This window comes from Pseudofrankia saprophytica (assembly GCF_000235425.2).
Lineage (GTDB): Bacteria > Actinomycetota > Actinomycetes > Frankiales > Frankiaceae > Pseudofrankia > Pseudofrankia saprophytica.
This window is the reverse complement of the sequence record NZ_KI912266.1, coordinates 3786613-3799070: the sequence shown is the minus strand read 5'-3', so window position 1 is coordinate 3799070 and position 12458 is coordinate 3786613. Positions and strand designations below refer to the sequence as shown.

12 protein-coding genes are annotated in these 12458 nt (G+C 70.6%); 8 read left to right on the top strand and 4 right to left on the bottom strand.

The annotated features are described in order from the left end of the window. Nucleotides 1–79 precede the first annotated feature (79 nt). Entirely contained in the window at nt 80–679 is a 600-nt protein-coding gene (locus FRCN3DRAFT_RS0215845; protein ID WP_007517436.1) for a TetR/AcrR family transcriptional regulator, read from the top strand. Between the two features lie 201 nt (nt 680–880). Further along, complete coding sequence (gene mscL, locus FRCN3DRAFT_RS44695; protein WP_051466272.1) at nt 881–1423, top strand: large conductance mechanosensitive channel protein MscL; 543 nt, start codon at nt 881–883, stop codon at nt 1421–1423. A gap of 114 nt (nt 1424–1537) precedes the next feature. Here the strand turns inward: mscL and FRCN3DRAFT_RS0215835 are convergent, their stop codons facing one another. Continuing rightward, nucleotides 1538–2233, bottom strand: a complete 696-nt coding sequence (locus FRCN3DRAFT_RS0215835; protein ID WP_007517440.1) for a hypothetical protein — start codon at nt 2231–2233, stop codon at nt 1538–1540. Between the two features lie 244 nt (nt 2234–2477). Between FRCN3DRAFT_RS0215835 and FRCN3DRAFT_RS0215830 the strand changes: the two genes are divergently transcribed. The 5 genes from FRCN3DRAFT_RS0215830 to FRCN3DRAFT_RS0215810 all read left to right on the top strand — a co-directional run bounded on the left by FRCN3DRAFT_RS0215830 (nt 2478) and on the right by FRCN3DRAFT_RS0215810 (nt 7141). Further along, nucleotides 2478–3524: a YihY/virulence factor BrkB family protein gene (locus FRCN3DRAFT_RS0215830; protein ID WP_035924813.1), complete on the top strand. Its 1047-nt coding sequence runs from the start codon at nt 2478–2480 to the stop codon at nt 3522–3524. A gap of 159 nt (nt 3525–3683) precedes the next feature. Then, nucleotides 3684–4115 (top strand): PPOX class F420-dependent oxidoreductase, encoded by a 432-nt coding sequence (locus FRCN3DRAFT_RS0215825; RefSeq protein ID WP_027140629.1) that lies wholly within the window; start codon nt 3684–3686, stop codon nt 4113–4115. A gap of 190 nt (nt 4116–4305) precedes the next feature. Then, the gene (locus tag FRCN3DRAFT_RS0215820) at nt 4306–5148 is read left to right on the top strand and encodes an SDR family NAD(P)-dependent oxidoreductase (RefSeq protein ID WP_007517445.1); all 843 of its coding nucleotides are present in this window, start codon (nt 4306–4308) and stop codon (nt 5146–5148) included. Continuing rightward, nucleotides 5145–5957 (top strand): SDR family NAD(P)-dependent oxidoreductase, encoded by an 813-nt coding sequence (locus FRCN3DRAFT_RS0215815; protein WP_007517447.1) that lies wholly within the window; start codon nt 5145–5147, stop codon nt 5955–5957. The genes FRCN3DRAFT_RS0215820 and FRCN3DRAFT_RS0215815 overlap by 4 nt, the downstream gene beginning before the upstream one ends. 29 nt (nt 5958–5986) lie before the next feature. Next, nucleotides 5987–7141, top strand: coding sequence for an LLM class flavin-dependent oxidoreductase (locus FRCN3DRAFT_RS0215810; RefSeq protein ID WP_007517450.1), 1155 nt, complete (start codon nt 5987–5989; stop codon nt 7139–7141). 41 nt (nt 7142–7182) lie between these two features. On the opposite strand, the gene FRCN3DRAFT_RS0215805 is transcribed toward FRCN3DRAFT_RS0215810, so the two are convergent. Next, nucleotides 7183–8004 carry an IclR family transcriptional regulator gene (locus FRCN3DRAFT_RS0215805; RefSeq protein WP_007517452.1) on the bottom strand — a complete coding sequence of 274 codons (822 nt, stop codon included), beginning with the start codon at nt 8002–8004 and terminating at the stop codon, nt 7183–7185. A 174-nt stretch (nt 8005–8178) separates the two neighbouring features. On the opposite strand from FRCN3DRAFT_RS0215805, the gene FRCN3DRAFT_RS44690 reads away from it, so the two are divergent. Next, the gene (locus FRCN3DRAFT_RS44690; protein ID WP_007517453.1) at nt 8179–9102 is read left to right on the top strand and encodes an alpha/beta hydrolase fold domain-containing protein; all 924 of its coding nucleotides are present in this window, start codon (nt 8179–8181) and stop codon (nt 9100–9102) included. Between the two features lie 29 nt (nt 9103–9131). Here the strand turns inward: FRCN3DRAFT_RS44690 and FRCN3DRAFT_RS44685 are convergent, their stop codons facing one another. Beyond that, entirely contained in the window at nt 9132–10247 is a 1116-nt protein-coding gene (locus FRCN3DRAFT_RS44685) for an ABC transporter substrate-binding protein (RefSeq protein WP_051466271.1), read from the bottom strand. Between the two features lie 280 nt (nt 10248–10527). Then, nucleotides 10528–12456, bottom strand: coding sequence for an ABC transporter ATP-binding protein (locus FRCN3DRAFT_RS0215790; protein WP_198535981.1), 1929 nt, complete (start codon nt 12454–12456; stop codon nt 10528–10530). Nucleotides 12457–12458 lie beyond the last annotated feature (2 nt).

Sequence of the window (12458 nt, the reverse complement as noted above, 5' to 3'; positions counted from 1 at the left end):
CTCCGTTTGGGTGGGCGGGGTGGAAGGTAGCCTCGGCCTGTCTGCCAGGGCGGACCGGAGGACCGGGGAGGTAGATGCGTTGAGCGGCGCTACCGGAGCGCGGCCCAGGCGTGCCGATGCCCAGGCCAACTACGAACGGCTGCTGGCGCGGGCGCGCCTCGCGTTCGCCGAACACGGCACCGGGGCGTCCCTGGAGGAGATCGCCCGGCAGGCCGGCGTCGGGATCGGCACGTTCTACCGGCACTTCCCCTCGCGGGAGGCCCTCCTGGAGGCCGTGCTCCACGACCAGTTCGACCGCCTCACGGCACGGGCCGGTGAGCTGTCGGCCGCGGCGGAGCCCGGTGCCGCGCTCACCGCCTGGCTGCTGGAGTTCGTCGAGTTCACGGGCGCCTATCGGGGGCTCACCACCGCGCTCATGCAGACCCTGCGGGACACGTCGACCGAGCTCCACGCGGCCTGCGAGGCCATGCGGGAAAACGGCGCGACCCTCCTCGCCCGTGCGCAGCAGGCCGGAAGGGTCCGGCCCGATCTCGACGCCCTCGAGCTTTTCACCCTCGTCAGCGGCCTCGCCTGGGCACATGAACAAACGTCGGCGGCCGTCCCCGGCCGGATCACGATCGGCCGACTGCTGGCACTCGCGCTCGAGGGTCTCGTCCCGAGCACCGACGCCGTTCGCTGACGCGCGCCCGAACCCACCCCTCCACTCGACACGTGCGGCGCGTCGTTCGCCCGTCCAACACAGGCGGCCGACAGCGGGTCGCGTGCGGTCGAGGTGAATGAAAGGCGTTCAGGTGGATATGAGTCGTCCAGCGATCAGCGAGCGGCGGAGGGATGGAAGGCTATGCGTTGGGCGAGATTGCCGGGCTGGGGTTGGGCGAGGATGCCGGGCCGGCGCCAGGTACTCGACGACGCGGTGGTGGCGGCCAAGGCCGTCCGGTCTCCGCTGGTGGGGTTCCGGCAGTTCATCACCCGGGGCAACGTCGTCGACCTCGCCGTCGCCGTCGTCGTCGGCACCGCCTTCACGGCGCTGGTCCAGTCCCTGGTCAAGAACATCTTCACGCCGCTGATCGCCGCGATCTTCGGAAAGCCGGACTTCTCCAACCTGACCTTCCGCGTGCATCGGAGCGTCTTCCACTACGGCACGTTCATCAACGACCTGATCACCTTTCTGAGCGTCGCGGCGGTGATCTACTTCGTCGTCGTCTTCCCGTTGGCCAAGATCAATGAACTGCGCCGGCGGGGCGAGCTCGACGAGCCGGAGGCTCCCTCCATCAGCGACGAGGCACGCCTCCTGACCGAGATCCGCGATCTGCTGGCCGCGAATACCAACGGGGATCAGCTGCCCGTCCAGACCTCGGCCGACCGCGGGACCGCCAGCGCCGTCGCGCCGCCCTCGAGCGACCGGGCGCCGTCGAGCGACTGAGCCTCAGCGACCAGCGACTGAGCCTCAGCAACCTGAGCCTCGTCGAGGTAGCCAAGCGACGGAGTGGCCGACTCCAGCCGCTCGCTCCGTCGCCGTCATGGCGGGATGTCACCGTCATTGCAGGATGCTGACGCCGCGGGCGATGATCAGGACGGAGGTCAGGAGCGCGGAGATCGACTCGACGGCCATGAGGATCTTGGCCCGGCTCGACAGCGGCATGGTGTCGGTGGGGCTGAACGCGGTCGAGTTGGTGGTCGAGACATACAGGTAGTCGATGAAGCTCGGCACCCAGCCGGAGGCCCGACTGGAACCGCGCGCCACCTCGCCGACGGTGTCATGGTCCTCGTCCTGGGAGAAGCGGAAGTCCGCCGGCGGCAGCGCCGACCGGTCGGTCTGGGTCCGCGCCACCGGACCGCCCCGGTCGAGCTCCCAGAACGCGAGCCCGAAGACGATGATGTTGGTCAGCCAGATCTGCAGGGCGCCGAGCAGCAGCGGACGGCCGTCGCGGACGTCCGCGTCGACGAGGTCCCGGATGAGCATCCCGAGCGAGGTGAGGTTGGTCAGCGCGATCACGCCGACCAGGCCCAGCGAGACCACTCGTGACCAGCGGGTCTGCCTGGTCATCCGGCGCGGGTTGACGGCGACGAGGCTGGCCAGCAGGACCGCCTCCAGCACCGGGATGATCAGCCGCTGCCCGAGGACGAGCTGGCCCGGGAGCAGCGCGTAGATGGCGATCGCGACGGCGGTCGCCACCGCGGCCGGCAGGCGCGCCTCCCCGCGTCGGCTCGACTCGTTTCTTGTGGCTGCCATGGCTCCCTTTCCCGCCTTTCCCGCGCTGTCTTTCCACCGGTGAACCGCTGGGTTCGCCTGCCAGCCCGGAGTCACTGGCCAGCCCGGGACCCGCCAGCCCGGGAATTGGCCAACCCGGAAGCCAGCCGACCCAGGAACGTGCCAATCCGAGATCCCGGCCAACGATGCCATCCGGTGTGCGCCCATTGGTGCCTGGCCCCGACCAGGCGCGTTATCGCGGCGGTGCCGGGGTAGATGCCGCGGCATGGTGTCGATCAGGCGGAAGCGCCGCCAGCCTACGGAGCTCGCGGTGGGCACGGGGCCGGACGAGGCCGTCCGGGAGGCCGAGCCCGACCGGCTGCGCGACCTGCGGCCGCGGTCGTGGTGGGCGGTGCTGCGCAGGACGATCGCCGAGTTCAATGACGACGCGTTGTCCGACCGGGCGGCGGCCCTGACGTACTACTCCATCCAGGCGATCTTCCCCGCCCTGCTGGTGCTGGTCTCGCTGCTGGGCGTGATCGGCAGGTCCGCGACGGCGACGATCCTGGAGAACCTCCAGGACCTGACGCCGGGTTCCGCGCGGGACGTGGTGAGCAACGCGGTGAACGGCATCCGCGACAGCGGCGGCACGGGCAGTGTGCTGGCGATCGTGGGCCTGGCCGGGGCCCTCTGGTCGGCGTCCGGGTACGTGGCCGCGTTCATCCGCGCGGCCAACGCCGTGTACGACATGCCGGAGGGCCGGCCGGTCTGGAAGATCGCGCCGCTGCGGATCGCGGTGACCGTCGCGCTGATGGTGCTGCTCGCGCTGAGCGCCGTGATCGTGGTGTTCAGCGGCGGCGTCGCCCGTCAGGCCGGGACGGCGCTGGGCATCGGCCAAACCACGGTCGAGGTCTGGTCGTACGCGAAGTGGCCCGTTCTCGTCGTCCTCGTCATCCTGATGATCGCGATCCTGTACTGGGCGGCGCCGAACGTTCGGCACCAGGGTTTCCGCTGGCTGACGCCCGGCAGCGTGCTCGCGCTGGTGATCTGGATGGTTGCCTCCGGCGCCTTCGCGTTCTACGTGGCCAACTTCGGCTCGTACAACAAGACCTACGGCACCCTCGCCGGGATCATCATCTTCCTGGTCTGGCTGTGGCTGACCAATCTCGCGATCCTGCTCGGGCTCGAGTTCGACGCGGAACTGGCCCGCGAGCGGGCGATGGCCGGCGGTCTCCCGGCCGACACCGAGCCGTACGCCCCGCCCCGCGACACCCGCGGCTTCCCCCGCCGACCGCTGCGCCGGACGAAGCAACAGGAGGCCAGCGGCACCTGACGCCCGCGCCCGCGGCCCGATCGCGATTCGTGCCTTCCGCGGTCGCGAACCGGTCGGCGAATTTCGGTGACGACCGCCGGAGGCAGAAACCACGATCGGCATAGGTGGCGAGTCCCGCCGGGCGGAATGCGCGTCGCGGCGGCGCTCCTTCTACCGGGCATGACCACCACGTCGTTCGACCCACACGCGCTGCTCGCGGAAAGCCGGCTCGGCGTCCTCGCGACGATCAAGTCGGATGGCCGTCCGCAGCTTTCCCCGGTCCTGCCGTTCTACGACCAGGGGTCCGGCGTCATCCACGTGTCGATGACCGAGGGCCGTGCCAAGACGGCGAACCTGCGTCGGGATCCGCGCGCCACATTGGAAGTCACCAGTCCCGACGGCCGGGCGTGGGCGACCGCCGAAGGCACCGCAACGCTCATCGGGCCGGGAACCGACCCGGGCGGTCCCGAGGTCCAGGCCCTGGTCGACTACTACCGCCTCGCCGCCGGCGAGCACCCGGACTGGGACGAATACCGCTCGGTGATGGTGGCCGACCGCAGGGTGCTCATGACGATGACCGTCGACCACGTGTACGGCACCAGCCTCGGCTGACGGCGCCAGGGTTCCAAAGCCCGGACCCATGAGGCCCATCCCCTCGCGGGGGTGGGCCTCATCGCGCACGCCTGTTGACAGGTGTGGCGTGAGTCTCATAACGTAATGAACGAAAGATCTTTCGTTATAGCGAAAATCTGGCTGACGCTATCCGCCTCCCGATCTGGACCGCGGGCGAAGGAGTGTGCGAATGATCGACCTCGGGTTGACCGGAAGACGCGCCATCGTGTCGGGGGCCGGCTACATCCCGGAGCGCGCCGGGCACGGGCGTTTCACCGCGCTGAGGCTCGCCGAGGCCGGGGCGACGGTCGCGTGCGTCGACATCGACGAGGGCCGGGCGAACGGAATCGTCAAGGAGATCGCGGCGGCAGGTGGAAAGGCCTTTCCGGTCGTCGCCGACATGACGGTGCCCGCCGAGGTCGAGCGCGCGGTCGGCGAGGCGGTACGCGGGCTCGGCGGCGGAGTGGACGTCTGCGTCGACATCATCGGCCGGGCCACCTGGAACGGCGCGGAGCGGTTCACGCCGCAGGTCTGGGACGCCACCATCCGGGAGAACCTGTCGCAGGTGTTCTACCTGTTCCAGACCGTCGGCCGACAGATGATCGAACAGGGAACGGGCGGCTCGATCGTCGCGCTCGCGTCGGTCGACGGCATCACCGCCGCCGGCTACCACGCACCCTACGGCGCGGCCAAGGCCGGGGTGATCTCGCTGGCGAAGACCTTCGCCGACGAGTTGGGCCGATACGGCATCCGGGTCAATGCAGTCGCCCCCGGCAACGTGGGCAGCGGCAACGAGGACCAGCCGCCAGGCGAGTACGCGGTGAACGGGATCAACCCACTCGCCGCGCCCCGAGCGCACGACATCGCAAACGCGGTGCTGTTCCTGTCCTCCACCCTGGCCGAGCGCATCACCGGGCAGACGCTGGTCGTCGACGGAGGCGCCAGCATCCACTCGTTGTGGGGACTCAATCCCGACCAGTCCAGGCAGTTCTCCGAAGGGGACTACCTGGACGCCACCGGACAGTCCTCATGACCGGCGAGCCTCGGCTGGCGGCCCTGACCGATCTGACGGGCCGGTCCGCGATCGTGACCGGCGCCGGCAGCGGCATCGGGCGCGGGGTCGCGCGGGTGTTCGCGACGGCGGGCGCCGCCGTGGTGTGCGCGGACATCTCCGCCTCGGCGGCGGAGGACACGGCCGGGTTGATCCGGGACGCCGGCGGCGTCGCGAAGGCGGCGACCGTGGACGTCAGCCACCGCGAGGACGTCGCCGAGCTCGTCTCCGCCGCGGTGTCCGAGTACGGCCGCCTTGACGTGATCTGCAACAACGCCGGGATCATCATCGACGTCCCGGTGCTCGATCTCGACGAGGCCGAGTTCGACCACGTGCTGGCGGTCAACCTGAAGGGCGTGCTGTTCGGCTGCCAGGAGGCGGGCCGGGCGATGGCCTTGGCCGGCGGCGGCAGCATCATCAACATGGCCTCCGGCGCCGTCGACGCGGCCGCGCCGGGTCTGGCGGCCTATGGCATCTCCAAGGCCGGCATCGTGCAGCTCACCAAGACGCTGGCCGTCGAGCTCGGCCGCGACGGGGTGCGGGTGAACGCGATCGCGCCCGGCCTGATCGAGACGAGCATGACGCGGCGCCACTACACCCGCCCCGACGGCTCCGTCGACGAGGACAGACGCGCCGCGGTCCTCAAGCCGATGCGGGACATCTCGCCCCTGGGCCTGATCGGGACGCCGGAGGACATCGGGTGGGCGGCGCTGTATCTCGCGTCGGACGCCGCGCGGTTCGTCACCGGCCAGATCATGCGGCCCAACGGGGGCACCTCCATGCCCTGGTGACGGGCGAAACGGATTCGAAAGGAGCCCAGGTGAAGCTCGACCTGCTCTACGAGTTCCAGCCGAAGATCGGCCCGTACCCGGAGCCGTTCCCCTTAGGCCAGAAGCGCGCCGAGCAACAGACGTACCGCGAGGCGATCGAGGAGATCACCTTCGCCGACAGGCTCGGCTTCCAGACCGCGTGGGTGGTGGAGCACCACTTCCGGCAGGGACGGTCGGCGTCCCCGTGCAACGAGACGATCCTCGGCGCGCTGTCCCAGGTCACCGAGAACATCCGGCTGGGTTTCGGGGTCGTGCTGCTGCCATCGGGGTTCCAGCATCCGGTGCGGGTGGCCGAGAAGGTCGCCACCGTCGACGTGCTCAGCGGCGGCCGGGTGGAATGGGGTTCCGGCCGCTCGACGCCCAACGAGCAGCTCGCCTTCGGCGTCCCGGCCGACGACCGTTCCCGCCAGATGTGGCGGGAGGCGTTCGAGTTCGTCATCGCCGCCTGGACGAACGAGCGGCTGGCGTGGAAGTCGCCGTCCATCGACTTCCCGGAGCGCTTCATCACGCCTCGCCCATATCAGGACCCGCACCCGCCCGCCTGGCTCGCCGCGGCCAGCGAGCAGTCCGCCTACAACGCTGGAAAGCTCGGCCTCGGGCTGCTCTCGTTCGCGCTCATGCAGCCGGTCGAGAAGATGGCCGAGCACATCGCCACCTACCACCGGGGCCAGGCCGACGGCGACACGCCGCTGCCGAAGTTCAGGAACGACCGGGTGGGCGCCTACACCCTCGTCCACTGCACCGACGACCTGGACGACGCCGAGCGTTACGGCCTCTGGGACTCCGTGCGGTGGTGGTACCAGAACCTCGCCGAGTTCACCCTCGAATGGGAGCTCGCGCACCTGCCCGAGCCGGAGAAGGCCAAGGTCTTTCCGCTGCTCGAGCCCACCATCCGGGGCGACGTCGACATCAGGAAGTACACCGAGCAGGACATGATCATCGTGGGGACTCCCGAGGAATGCCTCGAGAAGATCCTCCGGTACGAGGAGGCGGGCGTCGACCAGCTGCTGTGCTACACGCAGTTCGGCACGCTGCCGCACGAGAAGGTGATGCGCGGCCTGGAGCTTCTCGGCACGAAGGTCATCCCGGAGCTGGAGAGGCGCGGGCACCGCGTCGACTACGAGGCCCTCTTCAAGGGTGCCTGACACGCTCTTGGAGGAAGCCTGACCCGAACCTCAGTGGACCTTCAGAGGGGAAGCCGCCCGCGCGTCTGCTTCGTGACGACGGTGGCGCAGGCCCGGACGCGCTCCCCGATGTCGAGGACCTCCCGCCCGGCCAGGCCGGGCGAGAAGCCTGACGCGGTGATCGCGACGAGCACCCGGCCGTCGGCGTCGAACACCGGCGCCGACGCCATGCCCAGGTCGTAGCTCCGGGTGGCCTCGACGGTCGGGAGGTCGTAGTCGTCCCGCAGAGAGGCCGACTCCTGCGCTCGGTCGCGGCCACCCCCCAGCGCCAGCCCCAGCGCGTATCCCCGCTCGCGCACGGCGGCCAGCGCGAGCCTGACCCGGTCCGGTTCGGGCGCGACCCGGGCACGCCCCAGCCAGGCCTCCACCTCGAGAGGATGCGCCCACGCCATGAACACCAGGCCGAGCGGCGGGACGAGCGGCACCCGCTCACCCTCCCTGAAGCCGGGGCCGTACCGGGAGCCCGGACCGCCCACGGCGACGAACACGATCTCCGCCGGCGTCGCGGCCGTCACGACCACGTCGGCGTTGAGCTCCGCGGCGAGCTTGGGGATCTGGTCGGCCGCGGCCCGGATCGCCGGGTGCTGCTCCAACGCCGCCATGCCCGCACTCACCAGGGCCGGGCCGAGCCCGTAGGTCTTCCGAGTCGGATGCCGGCTCAGGTAGCCGGTCTGCTCGAGAACGGCGAGGACCGCGTGGGCGGAGCCGAGGCTGCTGCCCGTGCGCCGGGCGAGGTCGGAGATCGTGAACTGCTCACCCCGGTGCGTCACGAGCAGATCGATGATCTTCAACGCCTTCTCGACGGCGGGTGCCGGTCTCGCCATCGCATCCTCCCCGGACCCCCGAAGCGCGGGCCGCGTCGCCGGACACGTTATCCCAACGACGATGCACGTTTCACGTGAGCGAAAGATGTTTCGCGATGGGCCTCACCTTTCCGACGGCCACACAGATAACGCAGAAGGCGTAGGAACACAGAAGGCGTAGGAAGGCTGACCTCCATGACGGCCACCGATTCCAACCACGGCCCCACAGCGGCAGAACGCACCGCCTCCGCCGCCGGCTGGCCGCTCCCACCGCTACGCCCGTCGACCATACGGACGCCGGCCGACCTCGCCGCCCGCCGCGCGGCCGTCGGCGCGCTGGCCCTGCCGGCCCCGGCGCCCGACGTCGTCGTCCGGGACGCCCGATACGCCGGCGTGCCATGCGTGGTGTGCACGCCGCCGGAGCCCCGCGACGTCCTCGTGTACCTCCATGGAGGCGGCTACCGGCTGGGCTCGGCGGCCCAGTTCACGCCCTTCGCCGCCCGCCTGGCCCGGGCCGCCCGCGCCCGCGTGGTCGTCGTCGACTACCGGCTCGCGCCGGAACACCCCTATCCGGCGGCGGCGCACGACACGGCGATGGTCTATGAGCAGGTCCTCGCCGAGTCGGGCGTGCCACCGATCGTCGTGGGCGACTCCGCCGGCGGCGGGCTGGCGGCCGCGCTCGTCGTCGCCTGTGCCCGGGCCGAGGTCCCCGTCCCGCGCGGGCTCGTCCTCCTGTCCGCCTGGCTGGACCTGCGGTGCTCCGCGGCCAGCTACCACTCACGGTCGGCGACCGACCGGCTGTTCTCCCTCGCGTCCGCCAGGCAGGCCGCCGAGCAGTACCTCCAGGGGCATGGCCCGGACGACCCGCTGGCGTCCCCGCTCCTCGCCGACGTCGTCTCGTTCCCGCCGACGTTGCTGTTCGCGAGCACTGACGAGGTCCTGCTCGACGACACGGTCGCGATGACGGCGGCGCTCGCGCGGGCCGGGGTGCCGACGGAGACCGTCGTCCTCCCGGGCGTGCCACACACCTGGCCGAGCGTCGCGCCCGACCTCCCCGAGTCGGCGACCGCGCTGGACATCCTTGGCCGCTTCGTCGACCGGCTGTCCGCGGGGCGGTGACGGGTCTTCGGCGACTCCCGGCCCGGCGGTCAGCTTGCGAGCGGCTTCCCGCACCACCGCAGCGGGTTGGAGCCCGGGGCTTCGTTCTGGACGATCTCGTAGCCGGTACCGGCGGAGTTCACCCGGACGAACGTGAAGCAGCTGTCCTGCTGGTCCAGGCTGCGGCTGAAGTCGACCGGCCCGGCGAGCAGACCGTCCGCGTCGTAGTCCTTGACCGCCCGCAGCCCCTTGACGAACGCCTCCCGGGTGGGACATGGCCCGGCGGCGGCCAGCCCGCGCAGAAACAGGTCGGTGACGATGTAGCTGGAGTAGGCGACGGCGTCGTTGGGCGGCTGGAACTCCGGCGAGTACTGGGCCATCGCGCCCAGATACGTCTTCTGCGCTGGGATGTCGGCCTCGAACGGCGTGATGGCGGCGAAGATCGCGAGCCCGGCGACAGTGCGGCCATACCGTTCGATCGTATCCGGGCCGTATCCACTGACCGCGATGACGGTCTTGATGGCGCTGCTGGCGGAATGAGCCGCGGCGGTGACCCGCTCGATGTCATCCCCGCCCATGGCGATGAGGACGGCGTCGGCGCCGTCGGCGCGGATCTGGGCCGCGAGCTGCTCGGGACTCGAGATGACGGAGCTGAACGAGATCACGCGGGCCGGGATGCCCACCGAGGTAACGCTGCGTTCGAGCAACGAGCCATAGCCCCGGGACGACTCCTCGGTGTCGTTCCTGACGATGATCGCCCTGGTCCCGCCCTGCGCTTTGACATAACGTCCGATGATGTCGGTCGCGTGCTCACTCGTCAGGTCGGACGGAAAGGTGAACATGTTGGGGTAGGCCGGATCGGCCCAGACCCGCTCGCTCGGCAGGCCCGCCGCCGGGATACCCTGCGATCGCAGCAGCTCCGCACCGCCGGAGCCGGCCGTCGTCATCTCCAGGAACCCGAAGACGCCCTGACTGACCAGCTTGGCGGTGGCCACCTTGTTGGCACTCACGCTGGCCTCGTCGTTCTGCCAGTCGTAGCTGACGCGTCGGCCGTTCACGCCACCCTCGGCGTTCGCCAGTTTTAATCGGGCATCGACGCCACTGCGCGCGGCCCGCAGGACGTCACCGATGAGCCCGGAATCCGGGTAGATGAGCCCCAGACGCACCTCCCCGGCCGAAACTCCGGGTGTGTCGCATGTTTCTGCTTGGCGCGCCGCGTCGGACGAGCCCGAGCAGCCCGCGGCCACACAGATGGTGGCCATCGCCGCGGCCGTGACTCGGCCCCATCGTCGGGCCGTGGGCCGGCGAAGCTGGGATAAGGACAATAACAGTCGCCGATGCATGTGAACTCCAGGTCGGCGAGCAGACCAACAGCTGTTGGTCTGCTCGCCGACCTCCTGGTAGGCGAAGGACCTGTTCCGGTCCTAGGGTCAACGCCGTCCGGCGTCAGGTGCCGGGCAGAAGAAGTTGGTTCGTCGCGAGTTCTTGGTATATGGGGTCGGAGTAAAGCAGATCGGCGTGGGTGCCAACGGCACGCACCTGTCCCGCCTCCAGAACGACGATCTGGCGGGCGTTGACCACGGTCGACAGCCGATGGGCGACGACCAGCACCGTCGTCGTCTCGGCCGCGGCCGCGAGCGCGTCGCGCAGCGCGGCCTCGTTGACCGCGTCCAGCGCCGACGTCGCCTCGTCGAGCAGCAGCAGACGCGGCCTGCGCAGCAGGGCTCGCCCGATCGCGACTCGCTGCCGCTGACCGCCGGACAGGGTGCCGCCGCGATGGCCGATCCAGCCGTCCAGGCCGCCCGGCAGGGTCTGGACGACGTCGCCGAGCCGCGCGAGGCCGACCACGTTCCACAGGTGTTCCTCGTCGACGCCGGAAAGCCCGAGCGTCAGGTTCTCCCGCAGGGTGCCGGCGAGGACCGGGGCTTCCTGCTCCACGTAGCCGATCGACCGGCGCAGGTCGGTCAGCGGCCAGTCACGGACGTCCCGGCCGTCGACGAGAACCCGGCCGGCCGTCACGTCGTAGAACCGCTCCAACAGGGCGAACAGACTGGACTTGCCGGCTCCGGACGGCCCGACGACGGCGGTCATGCCGCCGGCGGGGACGGTGAACGTCACGCCCTGGTGGACGAACGGCAGACCGGTCCGGTAGCTGAACACGACCTGCTGGAACGCCACGGTGGCGCAGGCAGCCACCTGGCTGGGGGCAGGATCCTCCGGGCCAGGACGCGCGAACTCGTGCGTGCCGTTCGCACCAGGCCCGTCGTTCCCCTCGGTGCTCGCTCCGACGCCGTTCGCCGACAGGGAGACGGCATGAGCGGGCACCGTGACGAGGGTGCCGGGCGGTCGCGCACGGACGGCGGGCACGGGGACGGGTTCGACGGAGAGCCTGAGCACGGCCTCGATGCGCTCGGCGGCGCCACCACCGACCTTGACCTGGCCCCAGGCGCTGACCAGGGCCGTCACGGGCTGCGTCAGGAAGAACATGTACAGCAGGTAGGCGATCAGGTCGGCGAGCGACAGTCGTCCCGACGCCACCCGGGCACCGCCGACACCGAGCACGGCGAGGAACGACGTCTGCATCAGCAGGCTCGCGGACGCCCCGCTGCCCGCCTGCCAGGCCGCCACCCGCAGGCCGCGACGCCAGGCGGTGTCCGCCGCGCCGGTCAGCAGGCCGATCTCCCTGGCCTCCGCGCCGGCCGCCTTCACCGTTCGGAAGGCGCCCAGGTCGCGGTCGAGCAGCATCGCCAGGTAGGCGACGGACTCCTGCGTCCTGCCGGTGGCCTGTCCGATCCGGGCCGCGGCCCAGCGCACCGAGACGCTCATCGTCACGACCGCGGTGAGCGTGACCGCCAGCAGCACAGGGTCGATCAGGCCCATGAGGACGAGAGACCCCAGCAGGGCGACCACGGCCGTGACGGAGGCGACCATCGACTGGGTCGTAACCTGCCGCAGCAACGTCGTGTCGGCGACCAGCCGGGACATCAGGTCAGCGGGGTTGACCTCGTCGAGCACCCCCGGTCGCAGCCGCAGGATGCGGGTCACCAGCTGCCGCCGCACGCTTCGGACGACGGACTCGCCGACCGTCTCGACGACGTAGTAGCCCACGGCGCCGACGGCCGTCCCGAGGACGACGGCGCCGCCCAGAACCAGAAGCAGACCGGTGACCGGCTGATGGCGGGCGATGCGGTCCAGGATGCGCTGCGCGATGAGTGGCTGCGCCAGCGACAGCGCCGTACCCGAGAGCGTCAGCACGCCGCCGAGGGCGAGGCGGCTCCGGAAACCGGCGGTGTAACGGAGGACCATGTCCAGGCGACCGCTCGGCCGGTGCCGTGGGGCGGAGTCACCGAGCTCGCCCGCCCTCGTTTCGCTCATCC